This window comes from Jannaschia sp. L-14R, from assembly GCF_056857695.1.
In genome coordinates this window covers 226,059-249,624 of the sequence record NZ_JBSXNP010000008.1, presented here as the reverse complement: position 1 = coordinate 249,624, position 23,566 = coordinate 226,059, and the positions used below count along the sequence as shown (strand labels likewise).

The window sequence follows — 23,566 nt, the reverse complement described above, 5'->3', positions numbered from 1 at the left end:
CCGCAGGGTGTCCTGCTATCCGGTTAAGCGTTGCATTTGCAGCTAATTGGAATGATCTATCACGCAAATCCTTCGCCATGCGCCCTGTCATGCCTATATCTATGAAATCATAACGGACGAGACGCATGCGCCCCAGACTTCCCCGCCCGATCCTGACCGCAATGACGGCATTTTCCCTGCTGATGGCGGGCATTCCGGCGACTGCAGCCGAGGCGCAGTCCCTGCTGGAACGATGGGCCGAAGATCCGGGCCAGGTCTTCGACGCTGCCGACGTCGATCTTGCCGAATTGCAATGGATCGCGCGACCCGTCGTCGTCTTTGCCAATTCCCCCCGCGACCCGTCATTCGAGGACCAGATGGACGAACTGCTCGCCGAATTGCCCCGGTTGATCGAGCGGGACGTCATTCTGATCACCGACACCGACCCGTCCGCCGCGTCCGAGATTCGGACCAAACTGCGCCCGCGCGGCTTCATGCTTGTGCTGATTGGCAAGGACGGACAGATCAAATTGCGCAAACCCCTGCCCTGGACGGTGCGCGAGTTGTCTCGCTCCATCGACAAGATGCCGATCCGCCTACAAGAAATCGGCCGCAGTCGATAAAGGCCACCGGAGTTGCGGATTCGACGGATCGGCCCCATATTAAGGTCAATCGCAACCGGAGGGCGTGTCATGGAACGCGACGACAACGACATCCCGTTCAATCCCTACCCCGGCCTGCCGGGCCGGTCCGGTCCACGACCGGGTTATTGATCTGTTTCGAAAGCGCTTCGGCCTTGGCCGCGCCACCCTCGGCGTAGGCATTTATCGTCAACAGCAGGTTTCGCCCCATAACGAACGTGCGGTGCCGTAATTCCAGATAATCCTCGACCATCGCAATCCGGCGCGGCTGATCCAGTTGCTGGAACCTTTCGCCTCGCATGTCCTCGACCAGGGCGGCGATCGCTGCAACCTGACTGTAGAACGCGACCACGACGTCGATCGTCTGCCGGGGCAGAACGTCGATATGCTCCAACTGCGCGGTAAAGACACGATCATGCTGTTCGCGCGGGATGAACGGCGTGAAGGTCGGGTCATGCTCCATCCGCTCCAGCAGGGCCTGGCCCTGATCTTCGGCCTGCCCCTTGCCCCAGAGTGCCTCCCGCGTGTTCAGCACTTCCGCATAAAGCGCCTTGTGAAAATCGCGCGTGCGTTCCGCCTTGCGCGCCGCGCGCTCTATCTCGGCAAAGATGGCCGTGGCCAGCCAACCGGTTGCGATCACCAGTCCCGCGATCAGCGCCTGCCAAAGCCGTTCTTCCAAGACGACGACCTGCCCCAGCAGAACCAGCGGCAGACCAAGAAGGATCGCGATGGGCAGAAAGACGCGGATCAGGAACGACAGGATCACCCGGCGCGACGGGCCCGCGCCGCGACCCAGATACAAAGCCGCGTAAAGCACGCCTGCCAGAACCGCGATCAGGACCAGAAGCGGACCGAAACCTATGCGCAGCAGACCATCCAAGGCGTCACTCGAACTCCAGGATCACATCGTCCACGGCAAGGCTGTCGCCAGCCGACGCGTTGACCTTGGATACCCGGCCCTTCTTCTCGGCGCGCAGGATGTTCTCCATCTTCATCGCCTCGACCACGGCCAGCGCCTGACCCTCCTGCACCTCGTCGCCCTCGGAGACATCGACGCGCACGATCAGCCCCGGCATCGGGCACAGCAGCAGCTTCGAGGTATCGGGCGATGACTTTTCGGGCATCAGCGCGGCCAGTTCGGCCTGCCGCGGCGTGCGAACATGGACCTTCAGGTCTGCCCCCCGTGTGCGGATACGGAAGCCCTGGGTGATCTTCCCCACCTTCAGCACGATCACCTCGCCCCCGACCGACACGCGCGCAAGCGAGTCGCCCGGCGTCCACAGGCTCTCGCAGCGCAGGGTGGTGTCGCCGATGGTGACGTCCGCTCCGTTCCTGTCAGCCTGAATATGCGTATGGAACGTCTGACCGCCCAAGGATACGACCCAGTCAGCCCCAACCTTGCGTTCATGGTTGTCCATCCGCCCCGAGACCCGCGTCCGCCGGATTTCGGCCACGCGGTGCATCGCGGCACAGGCGGCGGCGATACGTTTCAGGTGATCCCCCGGCAGGGCGACACCGTCGAACCCATCGGGAAATTCCTCGGCGATGAAAGCGGTGGTCATTTCGCCCGCGATGAACTTCGGATGATCCATGACAGCGCTCAGGAACGGCAGGTTGTGGCCAATCCCCTCGACCTCGAAGCCGTCCAGCGCGTCGCGCATCGCCTGAATGGCCGCGGCCCGGTCCGGCCCCCATGTGCACAGCTTGGCAATCATCGGGTCGTAATACATGCTGATTTCGCCGCCCTCATAGACGCCGGTATCGTTGCGGACGACGTGCAGATCGGTCACGAGCTCTTCGGGCGGGCGATACCGCGTCAGTCGTCCGATGGACGGCAGGAACCCGCGATACGGATCTTCGGCATACAGACGGCTCTCCATTGCCCAGCCGGTCAGCTTGATGTCGTTCTGCGTCAGGCTCAGCTTTTCGCCATAGGCCACGCGGATCATCTGCTCGACCAGATCGACGCCGGTAATCAGCTCCGTCACGGGGTGTTCTACCTGCAAGCGCGTGTTCATCTCCAGGAAGTAGAAGTTGCGGTCGCCGTCCACGATGAACTCGACCGTGCCGGCACTGGCATAGCCCACCGCCTGCGCCAGCTTCAGCGACTGCTCACCCATGGCCTTGCGGGTGTCGGGATCAAGGAAGGGTGACGGCGCCTCCTCGATGACCTTCTGGTTGCGGCGCTGGATCGAACATTCCCGCTCGCCCAGATAGACACCGTTTCCATGAGTGTCGCAGAGCACCTGAATTTCGATGTGCCGCGGCTGCGTCACGAACTTCTCGATGAACATCCGGTCGTCGCCGAACGATGCCGCCGCCTCGTTCTTCGATGCCTGAAAGCCTTCGCGGACCTCGGATTCGTCCCATGCGATCCGCATGCCCTTGCCACCGCCCCCTGCGCTGGCCTTGAGCATCACCGGATAGCCGATCTCGCCGGAAATCCGGATTGCCTCGTCCGCATCCTCGATCAGACCCATATGGCCCGGCACTGTGCTGACGCCCGCCTCCTGGGCGATCTTCTTCGACGTTATCTTGTCGCCCATCGCTTCGATGGCACCGACCGGCGGGCCGATGAAAGCAACGCCCTCGGCTTCCAATGCCTGCGCGAACTTGGGGTTCTCTGACAGGAAGCCATAGCCCGGATGGACCGCTTCGGCCCCGGTCTGCCGGATCGCATCCATGATCTTGTCGATCACAATGTAGGACTGGTTGGCCTGCGGCGGTCCGATATGCACCGCTTCGTCCGCCATTCGCACATGCAGGGCGTTGCGGTCGGCATCGGAATAGACGGCCACCGTCTTGATGCCCATCCTCTGTGCCGTCTTGATGACGCGACAGGCGATCTCGCCCCGGTTCGCGATCAGGATTTTCTTGAACATGGTCCCTCCCCCTCCGGTCTGATGCCGGATTGAAAACACAAAGGGCTGCCCGGTCGAATGACCGGACAGCCCAATGTCATGTGATAGTGCCCCGCGAGGGGCCGCAGATCAGAAGTCGTTGGCCAACGCGCCGCCAGCGGCACCGATGGCACCGCCCGCGATGCAGTTGCCGTCCTTGATGATCTCGCCGACGGCACAGCCGACGACACCGCCGATGGCGGCACGCTCGAAATCGCTGCCTTGCTGGCAGGCAGACAGTCCGACGACGAGCGCCAGGGCGGGAAGGATGATGACACGTTGCATAGATTAACTCCGGTTAGGTTACGGTATGCGAAAGGAACGATATTCCATTTGGAATAGCGATAACATTCGAAAATTTGAAAAATTCGGTGTGGGATTTCCGTCATGCCGGGCTCTGGGAGCCCTGCAAACCACAGGAGTCGGTCCGGCACGATGGCCGGTGACCCGATGGATGGAAAATGACGGCTGAAAACTCCTGCGCAGTCTGTTTTTACCTGTATGGGTGCACGCCGCCTCTGGTCTCCGAAACCCGTCCTCGCCGATCGTAAGGGGGGAAAAGAAGGTCCGGACGATGCCCCGCCACAAAGGCGAACGCACCGTCCGGGAGGGGAAGGGGTACGGTTCCACTCGCGTTCCGGCAAATCTTCGGTATGTCGAAGTGGTAAGCCTGAACACACAGCCACGCTGCCCGTTGAACGACCATCCGCATAGTGCCAATTCAACGACGACTGCCGTTCGGCACGAGATTGCCCAACGGCAACGGGTTTCGGCGGGAAGATGCTCACCCGTGATCCTCGGACCAGTCCTCGTCCTCGGCATCCCAGTCGGTCGGAGCCTCGGTCGTGAAGATATCGGGAAATGCAGCTTCGGCGCGCGCCAGGTCGACGCGCAGCAAGGCATCGTAATCCGCCGGGTCGAACGGGTCTTCAGCGGCCATCACCTCGCGCCCGAACAGCCAGGACAAGCGCCCGGCATCCAGATTGCCCCGTTCGAACGGTGCATCCCCGAAGTGGTCGATAAGGGCCTTGAGAAACGCACGATCGGCAGCGCGGTCGACGGATTTGCGGTCTCGAAACCGTTCCCTCCGGGTGATCGGCGTGACGCCGCGCGGATTGGCGCGTCTTATCGTGAACTGGAAATCGGTGCCGGTCAGACGACCGGGAAAGCCGCGATGCTTCAGCATGTCCGCTCTCCTGAAAAGTTGAGGAACGGACGGACGGTTCGGAACGCCGGGGCGGAAGTCTGCTTCCGCCCCGTACCGATATCAGAATTTGCCGCTGACCGGCTCGACCACGACGGGCGCGGGTTCGATGATAACGATCTCTTCGGACTGGGGGGCGCTGCAGGCCCACAGGGTCGACAGCGCTGTGAAAGAAACGACAACTTTGACAATTCTCGACATTCAGGTCTCCTGACGTTGACGGGCGGTGCAAGGAGTACGATCCCTGCGCCGCCCGTGATGCTGGCCGCGTTGGTGCAGCCTGTGGAAAACCTATCAGATTGATGCACAGCTAGATACGGGTGCCCCAGAAATGCCCCAGTTGCGCCAAAGGCTTGTGGCGTAGTGGCATCAATAAGGCGGCAGGACGGGCTTGCGGTCGGATCGGAAACAGAAGTCCGTGTCGGCGGCGCCACCCGGACTATCGGCGCCCAGCCTTTCGACCCAAACAAAAAAACGGCCAGACCTGCGACATGGCGCGGGTCCGACCGTTTTAACACCAGCTCGATCAGGCGGGACGATGTCCGGGCTGCGGCAGGCGTTGAATCAGAATTTGCCGGTGACAGGCTCGGGCTGAACCGGAACGAAGACCACTTCTTCTTCCTGTGCAGGCGAGGCGCAGGCGCCCAGGGTTGCGGTGATGCCCATGACGGCGACGAGTTTAATGATCTTCTGCATTGGTCTCTCCTGTCGAAACGAGGGAACTTGTGACACAATTGTTGCGCGGTCCCTATCGCTAAACCCATGGCAACGGAAATCGGTTCCCGCAAGATGCCAATAACAAAAAATACCCGCATCAGTAGTCTTCCGGCGAACATTCGCCGTTTTCGATGGTATAAAGGCCAAAATATTGCGTTGCGTCGGGGTCAGTCACCCCGCGCGGCACCGGTCGGTCCATCATCGTGATCACGACCGAATCTGCCCGCGCAGCCGGAAGCCGGGACAGAGGTACTGCGTGCGTCGCACACAGCCAGTCCAGATCGGTCAGCGCTGCCTCGGGACCCACGGTGCCGCCCTCGCGGGCCACACCGGGCGCGATGAAGCGCAGAACGGCCTGCGTGCCGCCGCCCTCGATCCGTTCCCACATCACCTCCCACAACACCAGCGCCTGACCCGAAGGGATCGTCTCCTGCGCCACGACGGGCGTTGCAACAGCCAACAACAGGGCCGCAACGCGGATCATGACCCGGCCCCTGTCGCTCGGGTCAGTGATTGCGCAACGCGTCGATCAGTTCGTCCTTGGACATGCTCGACCGACCGTCGATCTCCAGTTCCTGCGCGCGGGCATAAAGGTCGTCCTTCGTCCATGTCTCGTAAGGCGGCGCCTGTCCGCCCTTCTTCGACGGCTGCATGTCCGAATTGGCCTGCGCATTCGCGATGCGCGCGGCTTTTTCCTTCGACGCGCCATCCTCGCGCAGCGCCTCGTAGGTGGCATCGTCCTTGATGCTGGGTCCGTGGTTTTTTGCCATGACGCCCTCCTTTCCAAGGAAACACAGCCACAGAGGCACGGGTTCCGATGCGTTCGATCATGCGGCATCCTTCCTGGCGAGAAGTCGCAGATGCGCCGCCCCGCGTCCAATTTCCTCGACCGGGCCGACGGCTTCCAGCACCGCACGCTCCTGGGCCGCCTTCCGGGTGCGGACGTCCAGCACGACAGCCCCCCCCGGTGCCACACCATCCGCATAGAACGCGGAATACGTTGCCGCCGGGTAGTGAAAGCCGCAGGACAGCATCGACATGGCCAGATCGACCGATGCGGTCTTCGACAGGTCCTGCGACTGTGGATTGACCGTTTCGATCGCCTGCGCGGGCACACCGTTCGCCTCAAGAAACGCCCGGGCCCGGTCAAGCGACGTATAGGCCGCGCCGGTCTCGGCAAATCCGAAATGGCGCTCCTCCGCCTCCTCGATGTCGATCAGAACAAGCCGTGCGCCCAGATCACGGTGCGCGAACAGGTCGGCCATCGCGTAACCGCAACCGATATCGGCAATCGAACCCGGTTTCCGGCGCACCAGCGCATACAGCATGTCGCGCCACTCCAGCCAGGCCACTGCCGCCGTGCGCCGGGCAATGTCGTCGCCCCGCCGTTCTGCGATGGCGATCAGGGGGGCGGCATCGCCGTTTACCCAGGCGCGCACCGCCCGGCCCGGTCGCGTCTCGTCCCACAGGACTTCGGAGCGTTGCAGGATCAGGTTCACATGGTCGCGCGTGTCGAACATCGACACGTCGAGACCGGAAATCTCGGCCGAGTCGCAGGCGGCTTCGATCCGCGCGGGGCTTGCTGCGTCGGAGGTCATGCGCCAGTTTCCATCAGCGGTGACCCGCCGCGCGCTGCCAGGCTGCGCGCATGGCCGGGTCCACCAGCATCGCGGCAATCTCCGCTTGCACACCCGGCGGCACCGACCCAGCGACCGACCCGCCCGCCCGCAGATGCACCCCCTGCCCGGCCCGCGTTACCGATACGATGGGCGCATAGCCACGCAGACGCTGCAACATGCGCCACAGATCCTGCCGCACCGCATGGGCCAGCCTGCGCCGCCCCATGTCGGGCAGACGCGTCTCGGCGAAAATATCCCATTTTGCCGGCAAACACCGTGTCACGACATAGGTCGCCCCGTCGTCCGATATGTGCCAGCCGCGCTTGTCCCATTGCCACGTCCCGTTATTCAAAGGGGAATCGTATCATGCTTGCGCCAGGGCCGCTCCTGCCGCTTGGTCCGCAGCGATGCAAAGGCCCGTGCGATCCGCTTGCGGGAATTGCGCGGCACGATAACCTCGTCGATGAACCCCTTTTCGGCGGCCACGAACGGATTGGCGAACCGGTCTTCGTAATCCTTGGTCCGTGCCGCGATCTTGTCGGCATCGCCCAACTCGCTCCGATACAGGATCTCGACCGCGCCTTTCGCCCCCATCACGGCGATTTCCGCTGTCGGCCAGGCATAGTTGAAATCACCCTTCAGATGTTTCGACGCCATCACGTCATAGGCCCCGCCATAGGCCTTGCGCGTGATCAGCGTGACTTTCGGCACCGTCGCCTCGCCATAGGCGAACAACAGTTTCGCGCCGTGCTTGATGACGCCGCCGTATTCCTGCGCCGTGCCGGGCAGGAAGCCGGGCACGTCCACCAGCGTCAGGATCGGAATTTCGAAGGCATCGCAAAACCGCACGAACTTGGCCGCCTTGCGAGAGCTGTCGATATCCAGACATCCGGCCAGCACCATCGGCTGGTTCGCCACGACGCCGACAGTGCGGCCTTCGATACGGATGAACCCGGTCAGGATATTCCTGGCGAAATCGGGCTGGATCTCGAAGAAATCGCCTTCGTCCGCCAGTTTGGTAATCAGTTCGGCCATGTCATAGGGCGCGTTCGGATTGTCGGGGATCAGCGTCTCGAGGCTGGTTTCCACCCGGTCCGGATCGTCGAAGAACGGACGCACAGGGGGTTTTTCGCGGTTCGACAGGGGCAGGAAGTCGATCAGACGCCGCGTCTCGGCCAGCGCCTCCACGTCATTTTCAAAGGCGCAATCGGCCACGCCAGACTTGCGGGTATGGGTGGTTGCGCCGCCCAACTCCTCGGCCGTCACCACCTCGTTGGTGACGGTTTTCACCACGTCCGGCCCGGTCACGAACATATAGCTGCTGTCGCGGACCATGAAGATGAAGTCCGTCATCGCCGGTGAATAAACCGCCCCGCCCGCACAGGGCCCCATGATGACGCTGATCTGCGGTATCACGCCGCTGGCATCGATGTTGCGCTGAAACACTTCGGCGTATCCGGCCAGCGATGCGACACCTTCCTGAATGCGCGCGCCACCGGAATCGTTCAGCCCGATCACCGGCGCGCCGTTCTGGACCGCCATGTCCTGGATCTTGCAGATCTTTTGTGCGTGGGTTTCCGAAAGGCTGCCGCCGAAGACGGTGAAATCCTGACTGAACACATATACCAGCCGCCCGTTGACAGTGCCCCAGCCGGTGACGACGCCGTCGCCCGCAGGCCGGTCGTCCTGCATTCCGAAGTCGGTGGCGCGGTGTGCGACGAAAGTATCGAACTCCTCGAACGACCCGTCATCCAGCAGCAACTCCACCCGCTCGCGCGCGGTCAGCTTGCCCTTGCCGTGCTGTGCCGCGATCCGCCGTTCGCCGCCGCCCATCCGCGCCTGTTCGCGGCGGTTCTCCAGCTCTTCGAGAATGTCCTTCATTGGGTCGCCCTCCCTGTCGCTCCCGGCATAGACGCTGCCAAGCGGCTCGGAAAGGCCGATCTGGCACATTTGCATAGCCCGAAAAGGCTCGATTGCACGATCTGCAAATATTATGCGACACGACGGGTCTCTGCCATCAACTGCCCCATATCCTGCATCACGGCGGCCCTGCACACCCGCCTGTGCATTTGCAGGTGCAGACAAGATCGGCATGAAGGCGTAGCGACACCCAATGGCCATACTGACCGAAACATCCCGCGGTGCGACGCGCACGCCGCCGCATATCCTGACGCTCGTGGCGCTGGTCGGCGTGTCGACTCTGGCGATGAACGTCTTCCTGCCGTCCCTGCCCGCGATGTCCGAATATTTCGCCACCGACTATGGCGTCATGCAGTTGTCGGTCGGCCTTTACCTCGGCATCAACGCAGTTCTGCAATTGTTCGTCGGGCCGCTGTCGGACCGCTATGGTCGCCGCCCCGTGATCCTGTCGGGCATCGTGCTGTTCATGCTGGCCACACTCGGGGCGCTGATGGCCACCACGGTCGAGGTCTTTCTGGCCTTCCGCATGGCGCAGGCCGCCATCGTCGTCGCCATGGTTCTGTCACGCGCCATCGTTCGCGATCTATATCCGCAGGACAAGGCCGCCTCGATGCTGGGCTATGTGACCATGGGCATGTCCATCGTCCCGATGATCGGTCCCGCCGTCGGTGGTGTGCTGGAGGCGTCGTTCGGATGGCAATCGAACTTCTGGCTGCTGCTGATCGTGGGCGTTGCGCTCTGGTTGCTGACCTATTTCGATCTGGGCGAGACCGCCCCCCCGTCCAGCGGCACTTTCGCCGATCAGGTCCGCCAATACCCCGATCTTCTGACATCGCGCCGGTTCTGGGGCTATTGCGCCGCATCCGCCTTCGCCAGCGGTGCATTCTTCGCCTATCTGGGCGGCGCACCTTTCGTCGGAACCAGCGTGTTCGGCATGTCGCCCGAAACGCTGGGCCTGTACTTCGGAGCGCCCGCACTGGGTTATCTTGTCGGCAACGGCATTTCCGGACGGTTTTCGCAACGAATAGGCATTGATCGCATGATCCTGTGGGGAGCGATCGGACAAGTCAGCGGCCTGACCATGCTGGCTATCATCACGCTGTCGGGGTTCACGTCGCATTATGTCTTCTTCGGCTTCATGACCTTTGTCGGCCTCGGCAACGGTCTGGTCATTCCCAACGCGACCGCCGGCATGCTGTCGGTCAAACCGCATCTTGCCGGAACTGCGTCAGGCCTTGGCGGGGCCATCATGATCGGTGGCGGTGCCGCCCTTTCAGCGGTGGCAGGCTGGGTTCTGGGCTTCGGTGGCGGCGCGCTGCCGCTGATTGCGCTGATGGTCGCGTCCGGATCGGGCAGCGTTGTCGCCATCTTGCTGACGATCCGCCGAACCCGCATGTTGTCCGCCTGACATCCGGTTGCAACGCCTGCTGAAGCGCTTGGCATAGAAGCCTGCCGTCAGGAAATTCTACGCTGGACAAATCTGCGCGAGATGCGCGTACGGAGCGGCCTGGACCAGATAGGCCGGATGCAAGGCTTGCATTATTGCGATAATATTACCTTGTTAATAGGAAAAATTTCCTATTTTATTTCATTATAACGATAATTTGTCGACAGGCGATGCGTCAGGCCAAACACTTCGCTGCATCGCTGGAACAGGTGCCCGATCTGCAAATGTATAACGTATCACCAGCGCGCCGTTGCATCGCTGGAACTGTCACTGGAAATCGACCCGGACGATCGCGGAATCCTGCCTTACGACTTGTGAGCACGACGCCTTTACGGCAACGCTGAATTCTAAATCGGAGGATATCATGGAACTGACCGGAACCCGCCTGATCGCCGCCCCGCGCGAGGTCGTCTGGACCAGACTGAACGACGCCGCGACCCTGAAAGCCTGCATTCCCGGCTGCGAGGAATTGACCGGATCACCCGAAGAGGGATTCGAAGCCGTGGTGAAACAGAAGGTCGGCCCCGTGAAGGCGACCTTCAAAGGCTTTGTCACACTGTCGGACGTGAAACCGCCCGAAAGTTACCGCATCGCGGGCGAAGGCAAGGGCGGCGTCGCGGGGTTCGCCAAGGGCGGGGCGGACGTGCGGCTGACCGAAGTGCCGGAAGGAACCGAACTGTCTTACGCAGTCGATGCCAAGGTTGGCGGCAAGATCGCGCAACTCGGCTCGCGCCTGATCGACAGTTTTTCGGCCAAGATGGCAGACGCGTTCTTCGAGAATTTCAAGAATGAGGTCGAAGGCGGATCTGCCGATAAAGCCTGACCGCGATATGCACACCTTACATGAGGTTTATCCCTCAACTCTCTGAAAAGGCTAAAATCTGGCTGGGCGCCAGCCCGCGGCACGCGCCTCGTCTTCGGTGCAGAACCAACGTTCGCCCCGACGTTCGTCGATGCGCGTGGGACCGTATGCCGGGCTTCCCGGCAGGTGATAGATGCGCCCGTTGCCGCTGATGTTGCCCTTGATCGTGCAAGCGCCATCCGGCGCGTTCGCCCTGGCCCGCATGGCACGTTGTTCCGCCCGGTATGCCGCTGGATCGATCATGTCATAGGCCCAGAGGCCGCGTGACAGCAGCACCGCCTCTTTCTGTTCCTCGAAATAGGTCCGATCCTGCCGGTAAACGCGCGCGATCCCAAGACGCACCAACTCGGCGTTGGCGTCCGTTCCACCAACCTCGCAGACGGCCAAAGGGCGACCGTAACGGTCGGTCTGATCCCATCGGCATGTTGCCTGCCGTCCCTGATAGAGCGCCCTTGCCGCTTCGGTCGCAAATTGACCGCAGGCCAAAACCGCGCCATCGGCGTTGGTGCAGGTCTGCGCGTCCTCGGCGGCGTCGATCCCGATCAGGCGGATGTTTTCGCGCCAACCGATATCGAAGGTATCCGCATCGACGACACGGATCGGTCCGGTGAATTCAGCGGACAGGGCGGGTGCGGCGAGCAGGACGAGAAGTGAACAAAGTCTGAACATAGTCGCTCAGATGCCGCCAAAACGACGCCGTGCCAAGCGGAAAAGTTAATATATGGTTAATATCGCGGACTAGTGTTTCGTCGCCACGTGCGGCGGCGTCACCCCTCGCTTCAGCCGCGCTTCGCGCCATGCGATGAAGCTGACCGACGCGATGATGATCAACGCGCCCAGGATGACGAACCCGTCCGGGGGCTCCGCGAAAAAGGCCCAGCCCAGCAGGACGGCCCAGACCATCTGCAGGAACGTCACCGGCTGGGTCACCGAAATCGGGGCCGCCGCGAAAGCCCGGGTCATGGTATAATGTCCCGCCGTCGCGAAGGCCGCGACCAGGAACATCCAGCCCAGGTCGGCGACCGTGGGCGTCCTCCAGACGGCGAATGCGAAAGGGGCCAGTCCGACCGTAACCGTCACCGACAACATCGCCACCACCATCGTCGCCGAATACCGCCCCGACAGCGGCTTGGCGAACAGGTAGGACGCGCCGAACAACGCTGCGGTGGCCAGCATCGCCAGATGCCCCGTCTCGATCTCGCGGAAGCCGGGGCGCAAGATGACCACCACCCCCAAAAGCGCCGCGACCACCGCCAGAATGCGACGCAACGCAAGCGTTTCACCCAGAAAGATCGCTGCACCCAGAGTGACATAGACCGGGTTCAGGTAGTTCATCGCGGTGACTTCGGCGATCGGGATCTGTGTCATTGCATAGAACCACAGGATCACGGCGAGCGTATGCACAAGACCGCGCGCCGCGAAGAATTTCAGATCGCGCGATGATATGCGCGTTGCCAGCAAAGTGCGCGCGATAGGCAGAAGAAAGACCAGCCCCAGAAGATAGCGCAGGAATGCCGCCTCGGCCGCAGGCAAATCCTGCGCAGCATATTTGACGATGGCGGTTACTGCGATGAAGCACAGGCCCGTGGAAATCATCCACAGAATACCCTGGATCGGATGCGATGGCATTTTCATCCGCAATCCATGGGCCGGGCGCGGGCCGTCCGCAAGCGCGTCATCCGCGCAGCAGGCTGATGGCGATGGACCACATGACGATGGCGATCAGCCCGTCCAGAACGCGCCAGGCGACGGGACGTGTGAACACCGGGCGCAACAGCGTCGCGCCATACCCCAGCGCGAAGAAGAACGCGAAGGACGATGCGACGGCCCCGACCCCGAACATTACCGGCGATGCCGCCTGCGTCGAGATCGAGCCCAGCAGGATCAGCGTATCAAGATAGACGTGCGGATTGAGCCAGGTCAGTGCCAGGCAGATCGTCACGGCCCGGCGCAACCCGCCCGCCGCCGCCGCCGCCTGCAAGGAGTTGCCGCCTCGCCATGCCGCCAGCGCCGCCCGTCCGCCATAGACGATCAGGAACGCCGCCCCGCCCCAGCGGAACAGCGGCACGATCCAGGGCACCGTCTCGACAAGTATGCCGAAGCCCGCGACCCCCGCCGCCACCAGAAGGGTATCCGAGAGCGCGCAGGTCAGAACGACAGCCAGAACATGTTCGCCGCGTAGCCCCTGGCGCAGCACGAAAGCGTTCTGTGCCCCGATGGCGAGAATCAGCGAAAGGCCAAGGCCGAAGCCGGAGAGGAACGAAGTCATAGCGGGCGGAAGGACCACACGGACTGGACTTGCGCAACTGGGAAGTTATGCGAAGTCAGGAAACGCTCTGCCACAAGTGCCCGGACCGCCGCCGTCCGCGTTTGGGCACTGCATCAGCCGGTATGCCCTCTCATGCGTCGATTGCCTTGGCCCGCCCCAGAAACGTCAGAGCGATGGCTGCGACGAAGACAAACGTCAGGGCACCGAGACCGCGTTCATACAGTCCGTCGATGTTGTCGGGCATGAAAAAGAACACCGGGGCCAACGGCAGCCAGAGAACCGTGACTGCCTTGCAGGTCAGTTCCAGACGGCGCGAAACCACACCCGCACCCGCCGACATCGCCCAGGGCACGACCGAAAACAGAACCCACAGACCCCAGACCAGATAGGTGTGGATCACCACGCCCTCGGAATCGCTGTCACCATATTCGTCCCGTGCACCGACAAGGAAAACGATCAGCCCAGCCAGGATCAGTCCATAGATGCCCGTGGTCCAGCCGCGTCCGCCCAGATGCGCATGGGCCGCACCAACCGCGCAGGCAATCAGCGCGGCCGAATAGGAATAAATACCCGCGTCGACGATGAATTCGTACCGCCCCGCGCCCAGATCGCTGATCGTGTCGGAAACCCAGTTATGGTCCGGCACCGCGAAATCGGCGATCAGCATGGACAGCGAGAACAACACCATGCCCGCAATCGCGATCACGGCCATACCGCGCAGAATGTGCGAATGCTCCGGCAGGGGGACATAGGGCTGATCGGAAAAATCTCTGGCCTGCATGGTCGTCTCCTCCGGTCGCGGACATACCGCAGGTGCCGGAACAACGACCAGAAAAGGGACTGGTTCCCCGGCCTTTACTCCAGTTGCGCCATGACCTCGTCGCTGGCCTCGAAATTGGCGGTGACATTCTGCACGTCGTCGTCGTCTTCCAACGCATCGAGCAGTTTCATCAGCGATTGCATGCCGTCCAGGTCCAACTCGGTCGTGGTGGTGGGGCGCCACACCAGTTTCGTGGATTCGCTTTCGCCCAGATGCTCTTCCAGCGCGGTCGACACGGCATTCAGATCGGTATCGGCGCACCAGACGACGTGGCTTTCCTCGTCGCTCTCCACATCTTCTGCCCCGGCCTCGATCGCGGCCATCAGAACGGTTTCGCCATCGCCCACGCTGGCGGGATAGACGACCTGTCCTTTGCGGTCGAACATGAACCCGACGGAGCCCGTTTCGCCCAGGTTGCCGCCATTCTTGGAAAACGTGGAGCGCACGGACGAGGCGGTCCGGTTGCGGTTGTCGGTCATCGCCTCGACGATGACAGCAACGCCATTGGGGCCGTAGCCTTCGTAGCGGATCTCGTCATAGCTTTCCGCGTCGCCGCCCGACGCCTTGGCAATGGCGCGCGCGATGACGTCTTTGGGCACCGACTGCTGCTTGGCCTCTTTCACTGCGAGGCGCAGGCGGGGGTTCTTGTCGGGATCGGGGTCGCCCATCTTGGCAGCAACGGTGATTTCCTTCGACAACTTGGAAAACAGCTTGGCGCGGATCTTGTCCTGACGCCCTTTGCGATGCTGGATATTCGCCCATTTGGAATGGCCTGCCATGGGGTCTCTCCGGAATTTGAGGTTTGTTTGCGGCCCGCTATACCGCCCCGGCAAGGGTGGCGGCAAGCCGGGACGGAATTTCAGGTCGGCGCAACCCGACAAGGCATTTGCGCGTTCCCTTCGGTCCGTCCTAGACGGGGATACCCAGATCGGAACGGACACCTGCATGACAACCGACCAGATTATCCTGTTTGCCCTGTTCGGGGGCGTCTTTGCCATGCTGCTCTGGGGCCGGTTCCGGTATGACATCGTGGCGTTTTCCGCGCTGCTGCTGGGCGTGATTCTGGGCGTCGTTCCCAAGGAGGACGCATTCCTGGGCTTCGGCCACCCTGCCACGCTGGTTGTGGCGCTGGTGCTGATCGTGTCGGCGGGCCTTGTGCGGTCTGGCGCGGTGCTGCTGATCACGCGCACACTGGTCGATGCGAAACGCGGCACCGGGACGCATATCACCATCATGGGCGGAATCGGCGCGATCCTGTCGGCGTTCATGAACAACGTGGCGGCGCTTGCGCTGTTGATGCCGGTGGACATCGCCACCGCGCGCAAGGCAGGCCGCCTGCCCGGTCGGACGCTGATGCCGCTGTCATTCGCGACCATACTGGGCGGCACGATCACCCTGATCGGCACGCCGCCCAACATCGTTATCGCGGGCATCCGCAGGGACCAGCTGGGTGAGAGCTTTGCGATGTTCGACTTCGCACCGGTCGGCCTGGTGACCACGCTGGCGGGGCTGATCTTCGTGGCACTTGTCGGCTGGCGGCTGATCCCCGGAATGGGGGACAGCGACGCGCAGGGCGGGCTGAACGAGAACGAAAAGGCCCATTACGTCGCCGAACTGACCGTGCCCGAGGGCAACGCCCGCGTCGGCGCGCACGTCGGCGATCTTTATGATACGGGCGACGAGATCGGGGTGCATATCATCGGCCTGCTGCGCAATGGGCGACGGATGTTCGGAACGTCCCGCGATGTCGTGCTGGAGGCGGGCGATGCCCTGATCCTCGAAGCGATGCCCGAGCAACTGGACGAGTTTCGCGTGGCGGAATCCTTCGAATTCACCGATGATCGCCGCATGACGATGCTGGAAGCGGCGGATCAGGGTCTGAGCCTGATCGAAGTCGTGGTCCGCGATGACAGCCGCATCAACGGCAAGTCGGCGCAGGCCATCGGCCTGGCATGGCGTCAGCGCACGATTCTGATGGGAATCTCGCGTCGGGGGCGGCGCATCACCGACCGTTTGCGCCGCGAAACGATCAAGGCGGGCGATATTCTGCTGTTGCTGGTTCCCACCGACTCGGCCGAGGAAATGGTGACCTGGCTGGGCGCGCTGCCACTGGCCGACCGTGGTCTTGCCGTGACCGATAACAAGAAGATCTGGCCGTCGGTCGGGTTCTTCGCGGTGGCCGTGGCTGCCGCCAGTTTCGGTCTTGTCGACCTGACAGTCGCGCTCGGCGTTGTCGTCGTCGCCTATGTCCTGACCCGCATCGTGCCCTTGCAGGAACTTTATAACCATGTCGAATGGCCGGTCGTCGTCCTGCTGGGGTCGATGATCCCGCTGGGCGCGGCGCTCGACTCGGCGGGCGGCACCAAGCTGATTGCCGAATGGCTGCTGGTGTTGACGAAGGGACAACCGGCCTGGATGGCGATGCTGCTTCTGATGGTGGTGACGATGGTGCTGTCGGCGGTGCTGAACAATACGGCGACCGCGATCGTGGCCGCCCCCGTCGGCATCTCGATGGCGCGGGCGATGGACGTGAACCCGGATGCCTTCCTGATCGCCGTGGCGATCGCGGCGTCCTGCGCGTTTCTGACGCCCATCGGCCACAAGAACAACACGCTCATCCTTGGGCCCGGCGGCTATCGCTTCGGCGACTACTGGCAGATGGGTCTGCCGCTGACAGTCGTGATCCTTGCCGTATCCTTGCCCGCGACGCTTTATTTCTGGCCGCTTTGAGGTTGGGGCGATGGCGCAGTCGGAAATTTGTGACACCGCGACCGCGACCGGCTTGCCCCCGCCCCGCGCCGGGCGCATGAAGCAGGCATGACGCTGCGCTTCACGATCCTCGGTTGCGGCTCCTCCGGCGGGGTTCCGCGGCTGGGGGGCCACTGGGGCAATTGCGACCCGTCCAATCCGCGCAACCGCCGACGCCGCTGCTCCATGCTGGTCGAGAGGATCACGCCGGACGGCAGGACGCGGGTGTTGGTCGACACCTCTCCGGACATGCGCCAGCAGCTTCTGGATGCGGGCGTCGGTCAGTTGGACGGCGTGGTCTGGACCCATGCCCATGCCGATCATGTCCACGGGATAGATGACCTGCGGATGATCGTCATCAACCAGCGCCGGATGCTGGACATCTGGGCCGACGACGCGACCTGGGCCGACCTGTCGACACGCTTTGCCTATGCCTTCCAGACGCCGCCCGGGTCCAGCTATCCGCCGATCCTGTCGCGCCATTCCCTGTCGGGGCCGGTCAAGGTCGAGGGCGCGGGCGGGCCGATCACCCTGCACCCGATCAGGGTCGGCCACGGAGAGATCGAGGCCCTTGGGCTGCGCATCGGCGGGCTGGCCTATATGCCTGACGTCAATGTCATTCCGCCCGAAGCGCAGGCGCTGCTATCCGATCTCGACGTCTGGGTTCTGGATGCCCTGCGCCGAACGCCGCACCCGTCGCATCTGTCGCTGTCGGAATCGCTTGCCTGGATCAACCGCATGAAGCCCCGGCGCGGCATTCTGACCAACATGCATCTCGACCTCGACTACGCGACCGTCATGGCGGAAACCCCCGAAACCGTCGTCCCCGCCCATGACGGCATGACGATCGAACTGCCGGATGACTGACGCTCGGGTCCCCTGCGCCCGAAAGCCGCACTGATGCTCGACGTCCTTACCGTCACGCTTCCGGTCTTCCTGATCATCGGCGCGGGCTATGTGGCTGTCTGGCGCAAAGTCTTCTCTCAGGGCCAGGTCGATGGGCTGATGATGTTCACCCAACGCTTCGCGATTCCCTGCCTGCTGTTCCTTGCCATGGCGCGGCTGGACCTGAGCGAGGGTTTCGACTGGCGCATGCTGACGGCGTATTACTCCGGCTCGCTCGTCAGCTTTGGCGCAGGCGTCATCGGCACCTTGCTCTGGCTCAAACGCGGGATCGAAGATGCGGTCGCCGTTGGTTTCGCGGCCATGTTTGCCAACACCGTTCTGCTTGGCCTGCCGATCGCCGCCCGCGCCTACGGCGAAGACAGCCTTGCGCCGAACTATACCATCATCGCGTTCAACGCGGCCTTTTGCTACTTCATCGGCATCTCCGCGATGGAAGCTGTGCGCGCGGGCGGGACCGGCTTTCTCGGCGGGATGAAGACTGTCGCGCGCCGGATGTCGACCAATTCGCTGATGATCGGCGTCGCAGCCGGTTTGCTGGTGAACCTGACCGGCCTGCCCCTGCCCGGCCCGATATCCGAAGCCCTGACGTTGATCGCCAGCGCCGCCCTGCCCGCCGCGCTGTTCGGTCTGGGGGGTGTGCTGGTGCAATACCGCCCCGAAGGCGACGCGCGCGGCATCATTCTATGCTCTGGTATCGCGCTGATCCTGCATCCAGCATGGACCTGGGGCATTGGGCGCATGCTGGGTTTGGATCAAGCCGCATTCCGTGCGGCGGTCCTGACGGCGGCGATGGCACCGGGCGTCAATTCCTATCTGTTCGCGGCGATGCACGGACGCGCCGTCCGCATCAGCGCCTCATCGGTCCTGATCGGGACAGCCGTATCGGTGCTGACGGTATCGGGCTGGCTGCTGTTACTCTGACCGATGCAAACCTGATCTGTCAGATATCTCTGTCGGATATCTCTGTGCTGAACTTTTCGATATAATCCCGGAAGGGCCGGACTGCATCGACAGCACGGCACATTCACCTCCGGCGGACCGTTCGCAACGAGGCAGACATGACACAGGCAAACGACCTGATCGGCACCTGGCGGATGATATCCTGGACACGGCAGGCCCTGAAGACAGGTCAGGTGTCCGACGCAATGGGGCCGAACCCCATAGGATACATCGCCTATCACGCCGACGGACGCATGATGGCGACCGTGTTCCGCAACGACCGGCTATCCGCGCGCGACGGGGTGTGGACGAGCGACCAAAAGGCGCAACTCTTCGACACCATGCTGGCCTACGTGGCGCGCTACAGCATCGAGGACAATCAGGTGATCCATCACGTCGAACGGGCCTGGAACCCCAACTGGCAGATCGACCTGTCCCGCCCGTTCTCGCTTCGGGGTGAAACCCTGACGATCAGCGGGGCACCGGGTATAGACCCATCGACCGGGGAAGAGGTGATCTACCGAATGGAATTCATCAAATTATGACGCTGCAACGGCTTCCCGCTTGCGGTCGTCATGTCCTGTCCGACCTGTGAAAGACGGATGCCGCAAAAGAAAAAGCGGGACACGAAGGTCCCGCTTTCCGGATCGACAGGTCAGGAAACGTCAATCACATGTCTTTCAGCACTGCCACGTCCGGTGCCGATCGCGTCGACAGGAACGTCTTGTCCAGTTCCCATGATACGAACAACGGAACCTCGTCGGCGTCGCCTGCCGGATCGCCCAGCCATTCGGGACGCTCGACCGGACGTGCCGAAATGCTCAGACCGTTGCAGAACGGCTGACGCACCAGCCAGCGGCGCATGTCCTCGCGTTTGCGCGACGAATAGAACGGCCCCCAGTCGGCGGCCACGCCGCGCATCCCGCGCGACACGACGCCGTCACGGGGCACGGTGGTGTTCATGATACGCACCGCGCAGGACATGTTCAGGGCGCCGTTCTTCAAGGCCTCGCCCGTCCGCGCCTCGCAGCCATAGCCCCGTGCCGTGGCGGGCAGAATCTGGACCAGCCCGAACCAGCGACCGCCGCCCCCGACGGCAGTCGGGCGATAGGTGCTTTCGTGCTTGGACAGGGTCGACAACAGACCGGCCCAGAACGCCTTGCGCTCCCACTTGCTGGCGTCCGGATAGGACGGGCACCATTCGGCGATGTCGCGCGGCACGGTATTTACCAACCGCTGTCCGTGCGTTTCGAGTGCGCGCATCGCGGCCCGCGTCCATCGTGCGGAACCGTTGACGCTATCCCAGCGCAGATCCGGCATCTTCTGGACGATGTTCCGCGGACGGCTTTTCGGCACGACAGAAGTTTCCGGCGCCAGGGCCGAGGCCTGAGGCACGCGCAGAGACATCGTGCTGGGCGTCGTCAGCAGCGGCGCCGTCGGCGCGGTCGCATCGGTTCCGGCCCAGCCTGTCGAGGCGGCAACAGCAGACACAAGCGCCGTCAAAACGGCGAAGGCGGTCAGTCTGAGACCGCATGCAGATAGATTCGTTATCAAGTGGCACCCCCAAGGCGACATGTATTCTTGTCGAATTGACGCAAGGGATGGTGCTTTCACCGCCCCGGACTGCGACATCCGGTAGGCCGAAGCTTACGATCCGGGTAGCAGCCCGGACTTCGACCTGCGGGCAATTAGCAGTTTTGCCTTTTTGTGCAAACCCATGCGCACCAGCGTCCCGTCTCCCGGCGGAACCCGGCTTATGCGCTGTGTGATGCCGCAAGCGGCGTGACGCGCTTGCCCCGGCCTGCCCCCCGTCCTAAACCGGGCCGCGATCCCGCCGGAGGCCCCCATGCTCGACACCCAGATGCCCACCCCGAAACCCCGCGTCATCGCAGGAGAGTCGCACGACTGGGAACTTGTCATCGGGCTGGAAGTCCACGCGCAGGTCGCCACGAAGGCCAAGCTGTTTTCCGGCGCATCGACCACCTTCGGGGCCGAACCCAATTCCAACGTGGCCTTCGTCGACGCGGGCATGCCGGGCATGTTGCCCGTCATCAACGAAGAATGCGTCGCGCAGGCCGTGCGTACGGGATTGGGGCTGAAGGCCGAAATCCATCTGACCTCCGCCTTCGACCGCAAGAACTATTTCTATCCCGACCTGCCGCAGGGCTATCAGATCAGCCAGCTTTACCACCCCATCGTCGGCGAGGGCGAAGTGCTGGTCGAACTGGGCCCGAACGATCAGGGTACGCCCACCGCGCGCACCGTCCGCATCGAACGCATCCATCTGGAACAGGATGCCGGCAAATCCATCCACGACATGGACCCGGCCCTGTCCTTCGTCGACCTGAACCGCACCGGCGTCGCCCTGATGGAGATCGTCTCTCGCCCCGACATTCGCGGCCCCGAGGAAGCCGCCGCCTATGTCACCAAGCTGCGCCAGATCATGCGCTATCTGGGCACCTGCGACGGCAACATGCAGAACGGCAACCTGCGCGCCGACGTAAACGTCTCGGTCTGCCGGCCCGGCCAGTACGAGAAATACCAGGAGACGCAGGACTTCGGTCATCTCGGCACGCGCTGCGAAATCAAGAACATGAACTCCCTGCGGTTCATCCAGGCCGCCATCGAGGTCGAGGCCCGCCGCCAGATCGCCATCCTTGAATCCGGCGGCTCGGTCACGCAGGAAACCCGGCTCTACGACGTCGAAAAGGGCGAAACCCGGTCGATGCGGTCCAAGGAGGAGGCGCATGACTATCGCTATTTCCCCGACCCCGACCTTCTGCCGCTGGACATCGAACAGGCCTGGGTCGACGACCTCGCCGCGCATCTGCCCGAACTGCCCGATGCCAAGAAGGCCCGCTTCATCGGCGATTTCGGCCTGTCGGACTACGACGCCTCGGTCCTGACCGCCGACACCACCTCCGCCACGTTCTTCGAAGCGGTCGTCGCCGCGTCGGGCAACGGCAAGGCCTCGGCCAACTGGGTCATCAACGATCTGTTCGGACGCCTGAAGAAAGACGACCGCGACATCGCCGAAAGCCCGGTCAGCCCGGCGCAACTGGGCGGCATCCTCAAACTGATCGAGGCGGGCGACATTTCCGGCAAGATCGCCAAGGACCTGTTCGAAATCGTCTATACCGAAGGCGGCGACCCGGCGGAAATCGTCGCCGCACGCGGCATGAAACAGGTCACCGACACCGGCGCGATCGAACGGGCCGTGGACGAAATCATCGCCGCCAACCCCGATCAGGTCGAAAAGGCCCGCGTCAATCCCAAGCTGGCGGGCTGGTTCGTCGGCCAGACGATGAAGGCGATGGGCGGCAAGGCCAATCCTGCGGAAGTCAATCGGCTGGTGGGCCAGAAGCTCGGCCAGTAAGGCGGCATCGCGGGCAAGGCTGCGGTCGCGACGGCGGACGCAACCGGACCCGGCGGTAGGCCTGTCGCGCGCCAGATCCCTGAACTCCGACGCAACTGCCGCCTTTCCGTCCCGCCCCCGTCATCGGATCGTCCAGATCCCGGTGTCCTCTGCCCCTTCACAGAGGATACCAGATATGCGCCACGAATCCTTCCCTGCCCCCGAAGCCTTTGAATTCAGGGTTGTTCCAGCCCCCCGCAAAGGCGAACGCGTGCCCGGCCTCAAAACTGACGAGGCGCGGATGGCGAACACCCTGACCGACGTCCTCAACCAGATGGCGACGGATGGCTGGGATTACGTTCGCGCCGACCAGCTTCCGAACGACACCAGCACCGACCTGACCGGCACCGCGCCGAAAACCATGATCCTGCTGGTCTTCCGCCGCCCCCTGCCGTCCGAGCGACCGCGCGCCCGCCGCCGCCCCGACCCGCTGGTCCTGACCGATCCGCTGATGGGGTGACGCGGCGGCCGGTCGCCCCTTGATCCGCTCCGAACCCTTCCTTAACCCTTGGCGGCGACGATCCCGGCATACGGGACGCGAAGGGGGCACCGGGCATGAACGAGCTGTATTATGGCGACAACCTCGCCGTCCTGCGGGAGAGTATCGCGACCGAGAGTGTCGACCTGATCTATCTGGACCCGCCGTTCAACTCGAATGCCAGCTATAACAAGCTGTTCAAGGCCCCGGACGGCAAAGACAGCCTCGCGCAGATCGAGGCGTTCGACGACACATGGTCGTGGAACGAGAGTGCCGAGCAGGCCTTTCAGGACGTCCGCCGCTCCGGCAACGTCGCCGCCCTGACCATGTTGCAGGCGATGCGGTCGTTTCTGGGCGAGAACGACATGATGGCCTATCTGTCGATGATGGCTGTGCGGATGCTGGAACTGCACCGGGTGTTGAAGCCGACGGGGTCGCTCTATCTGCACTGCGATCCGACGGCATCGCATTATCTTAAGATATTGCTGGATGCGGTGTTTGGGGCGACGAATTTTGTGAATGAATCAGTTGGCACCGCACAACAGCCAAAGCCGACTACAAACAGGGTGCAAAGCACTTTCCGCGCGTCCGAGATATCATACTTCGATACAAAAGGCCGGGCAGAGGAGAAATCATCTTCAATCAGCCATTTGCCGCCTACGATGAAGAGTATGTCCGCAAGAAATACACGGGATTAGATGA

27 protein-coding genes are annotated in these 23,566 nt (G+C 62.8%); 10 read left to right on the top strand and 17 right to left on the bottom strand.

From position 1 onward, the window contains the following. The first annotated feature begins 125 nt into the window (after positions 1-125). The gene (locus tag AC13C2_RS04085) at positions 126-602 is read left to right on the top strand and encodes a DUF4174 domain-containing protein (protein ID WP_092763147.1); all 477 of its coding nucleotides are present in this window, start codon (positions 126-128) and stop codon (positions 600-602) included. Positions 603-699: 97 nt separating this feature from the next. Here the strand turns inward: AC13C2_RS04085 and AC13C2_RS04080 are convergent, their stop codons facing one another. The 11 genes from AC13C2_RS04080 to AC13C2_RS04030 all read right to left on the bottom strand — a co-directional run bounded on the left by AC13C2_RS04080 (position 700) and on the right by AC13C2_RS04030 (position 8,941). Continuing rightward, positions 700-1,500 carry a hypothetical protein gene (locus AC13C2_RS04080; protein WP_175495865.1) on the bottom strand — a complete coding sequence of 267 codons (801 nt, stop codon included), beginning with the start codon at positions 1,498-1,500 and terminating at the stop codon, positions 700-702. Between the two features lie 4 nt (positions 1,501-1,504). After that, complete coding sequence (locus tag AC13C2_RS04075) at positions 1,505-3,502, bottom strand: acetyl-CoA carboxylase biotin carboxylase subunit (RefSeq protein WP_482886015.1); 1,998 nt, start codon at positions 3,500-3,502, stop codon at positions 1,505-1,507. Positions 3,503-3,610: 108 nt separating this feature from the next. After that, positions 3,611-3,805 (bottom strand): hypothetical protein, encoded by a 195-nt coding sequence (locus AC13C2_RS04070; RefSeq protein WP_092763151.1) that lies wholly within the window; start codon positions 3,803-3,805, stop codon positions 3,611-3,613. Positions 3,806-4,304: 499 nt separating this feature from the next. Further along, positions 4,305-4,706 carry a hypothetical protein gene (locus tag AC13C2_RS04065; protein ID WP_482886014.1) on the bottom strand — a complete coding sequence of 134 codons (402 nt, stop codon included), beginning with the start codon at positions 4,704-4,706 and terminating at the stop codon, positions 4,305-4,307. An 81-nt stretch (positions 4,707-4,787) separates the two neighbouring features. After that, positions 4,788-4,925, bottom strand: a complete 138-nt coding sequence (locus tag AC13C2_RS04060) for a hypothetical protein (RefSeq protein WP_175495866.1) — start codon at positions 4,923-4,925, stop codon at positions 4,788-4,790. Between the two features lie 363 nt (positions 4,926-5,288). Continuing rightward, positions 5,289-5,420: a hypothetical protein gene (locus tag AC13C2_RS04055; RefSeq protein WP_281243220.1), complete on the bottom strand. Its 132-nt coding sequence runs from the start codon at positions 5,418-5,420 to the stop codon at positions 5,289-5,291. Between the two features lie 118 nt (positions 5,421-5,538). After that, positions 5,539-5,925 (bottom strand): DUF6497 family protein, encoded by a 387-nt coding sequence (locus AC13C2_RS04050; RefSeq protein WP_092763155.1) that lies wholly within the window; start codon positions 5,923-5,925, stop codon positions 5,539-5,541. A 22-nt stretch (positions 5,926-5,947) separates the two neighbouring features. Continuing rightward, the gene (locus AC13C2_RS04045) at positions 5,948-6,211 is read right to left on the bottom strand and encodes a DUF7218 family protein (RefSeq protein ID WP_092763157.1); all 264 of its coding nucleotides are present in this window, start codon (positions 6,209-6,211) and stop codon (positions 5,948-5,950) included. A 57-nt stretch (positions 6,212-6,268) separates the two neighbouring features. Further along, positions 6,269-7,039 carry a hypothetical protein gene (locus tag AC13C2_RS04040; protein ID WP_092763159.1) on the bottom strand — a complete coding sequence of 257 codons (771 nt, stop codon included), beginning with the start codon at positions 7,037-7,039 and terminating at the stop codon, positions 6,269-6,271. A gap of 13 nt (positions 7,040-7,052) precedes the next feature. Then, complete coding sequence (locus AC13C2_RS04035; RefSeq protein ID WP_245737587.1) at positions 7,053-7,412, bottom strand: hypothetical protein; 360 nt, start codon at positions 7,410-7,412, stop codon at positions 7,053-7,055. Continuing rightward, positions 7,409-8,941 carry an acyl-CoA carboxylase subunit beta gene (locus tag AC13C2_RS04030; RefSeq protein WP_482886013.1) on the bottom strand — a complete coding sequence of 511 codons (1,533 nt, stop codon included), beginning with the start codon at positions 8,939-8,941 and terminating at the stop codon, positions 7,409-7,411. The genes AC13C2_RS04035 and AC13C2_RS04030 overlap by 4 nt, the downstream gene beginning before the upstream one ends. Positions 8,942-9,173: 232 nt before the next feature. On the opposite strand from AC13C2_RS04030, the gene AC13C2_RS04025 reads away from it, so the two are divergent. Both AC13C2_RS04025 and AC13C2_RS04020 read left to right on the top strand, forming a co-directional pair. Further along, on the top strand, positions 9,174-10,388 hold the full coding sequence (locus AC13C2_RS04025) for a multidrug effflux MFS transporter (protein ID WP_092763161.1): 1,215 nt from the start codon (positions 9,174-9,176) through the stop codon (positions 10,386-10,388). A gap of 403 nt (positions 10,389-10,791) precedes the next feature. Beyond that, positions 10,792-11,250: an SRPBCC family protein gene (locus AC13C2_RS04020; RefSeq protein ID WP_092763163.1), complete on the top strand. Its 459-nt coding sequence runs from the start codon at positions 10,792-10,794 to the stop codon at positions 11,248-11,250. Positions 11,251-11,301: 51 nt separating this feature from the next. Here the strand turns inward: AC13C2_RS04020 and AC13C2_RS04015 are convergent, their stop codons facing one another. From AC13C2_RS04015 to AC13C2_RS03995, 5 genes are all read right to left on the bottom strand, one after another. Beyond that, a complete protein-coding gene (locus AC13C2_RS04015; protein ID WP_482886012.1) occupies positions 11,302-11,958 on the bottom strand; it encodes a thermonuclease family protein in 657 nt (218 codons plus the stop codon). 69 nt (positions 11,959-12,027) lie between these two features. Next, complete coding sequence (locus tag AC13C2_RS04010; RefSeq protein ID WP_092763167.1) at positions 12,028-12,924, bottom strand: DMT family transporter; 897 nt, start codon at positions 12,922-12,924, stop codon at positions 12,028-12,030. A gap of 40 nt (positions 12,925-12,964) precedes the next feature. Then, positions 12,965-13,558 (bottom strand): LysE/ArgO family amino acid transporter, encoded by a 594-nt coding sequence (locus tag AC13C2_RS04005; RefSeq protein ID WP_482886011.1) that lies wholly within the window; start codon positions 13,556-13,558, stop codon positions 12,965-12,967. A 130-nt stretch (positions 13,559-13,688) separates the two neighbouring features. Further along, positions 13,689-14,339 carry a DUF998 domain-containing protein gene (locus AC13C2_RS04000; protein ID WP_482886010.1) on the bottom strand — a complete coding sequence of 217 codons (651 nt, stop codon included), beginning with the start codon at positions 14,337-14,339 and terminating at the stop codon, positions 13,689-13,691. Between the two features lie 74 nt (positions 14,340-14,413). After that, a complete protein-coding gene (locus AC13C2_RS03995) occupies positions 14,414-15,157 on the bottom strand; it encodes a YebC/PmpR family DNA-binding transcriptional regulator (RefSeq protein WP_092763173.1) in 744 nt (247 codons plus the stop codon). A 166-nt stretch (positions 15,158-15,323) separates the two neighbouring features. Between AC13C2_RS03995 and AC13C2_RS03990 the strand changes: the two genes are divergently transcribed. The 4 genes from AC13C2_RS03990 to AC13C2_RS03975 all read left to right on the top strand — a co-directional run bounded on the left by AC13C2_RS03990 (position 15,324) and on the right by AC13C2_RS03975 (position 19,516). Continuing rightward, complete coding sequence (locus AC13C2_RS03990) at positions 15,324-17,108, top strand: SLC13 family permease (RefSeq protein ID WP_482886009.1); 1,785 nt, start codon at positions 15,324-15,326, stop codon at positions 17,106-17,108. A gap of 87 nt (positions 17,109-17,195) precedes the next feature. Then, positions 17,196-17,993 (top strand): MBL fold metallo-hydrolase, encoded by a 798-nt coding sequence (locus AC13C2_RS03985; protein WP_482886008.1) that lies wholly within the window; start codon positions 17,196-17,198, stop codon positions 17,991-17,993. 33 nt (positions 17,994-18,026) lie between these two features. Beyond that, positions 18,027-18,953 carry an AEC family transporter gene (locus AC13C2_RS03980; RefSeq protein ID WP_092763180.1) on the top strand — a complete coding sequence of 309 codons (927 nt, stop codon included), beginning with the start codon at positions 18,027-18,029 and terminating at the stop codon, positions 18,951-18,953. A 137-nt stretch (positions 18,954-19,090) separates the two neighbouring features. After that, on the top strand, positions 19,091-19,516 hold the full coding sequence (locus tag AC13C2_RS03975; protein ID WP_424338241.1) for a lipocalin-like domain-containing protein: 426 nt from the start codon (positions 19,091-19,093) through the stop codon (positions 19,514-19,516). Positions 19,517-19,640: 124 nt separating this feature from the next. Here AC13C2_RS03975 and AC13C2_RS03970 read toward each other — a convergent pair whose 3' ends face one another. Then, positions 19,641-20,462, bottom strand: a complete 822-nt coding sequence (locus AC13C2_RS03970; protein ID WP_482886007.1) for a transglycosylase SLT domain-containing protein — start codon at positions 20,460-20,462, stop codon at positions 19,641-19,643. A 355-nt stretch (positions 20,463-20,817) separates the two neighbouring features. On the opposite strand from AC13C2_RS03970, the gene gatB reads away from it, so the two are divergent. The 3 genes from gatB (at position 20,818) to AC13C2_RS03955 (ending at position 23,562) form a co-directional block, all read left to right on the top strand. Next, positions 20,818-22,347, top strand: a complete 1,530-nt coding sequence (gene gatB / locus AC13C2_RS03965; protein WP_482886006.1) for an Asp-tRNA(Asn)/Glu-tRNA(Gln) amidotransferase subunit GatB — start codon at positions 20,818-20,820, stop codon at positions 22,345-22,347. 175 nt (positions 22,348-22,522) lie between these two features. Continuing rightward, complete coding sequence (locus AC13C2_RS03960; protein ID WP_092763186.1) at positions 22,523-22,846, top strand: DUF4177 domain-containing protein; 324 nt, start codon at positions 22,523-22,525, stop codon at positions 22,844-22,846. Between the two features lie 95 nt (positions 22,847-22,941). Beyond that, a complete protein-coding gene (locus tag AC13C2_RS03955; protein ID WP_482886005.1) occupies positions 22,942-23,562 on the top strand; it encodes a DNA methyltransferase in 621 nt (206 codons plus the stop codon). Positions 23,563-23,566 lie beyond the last annotated feature (4 nt).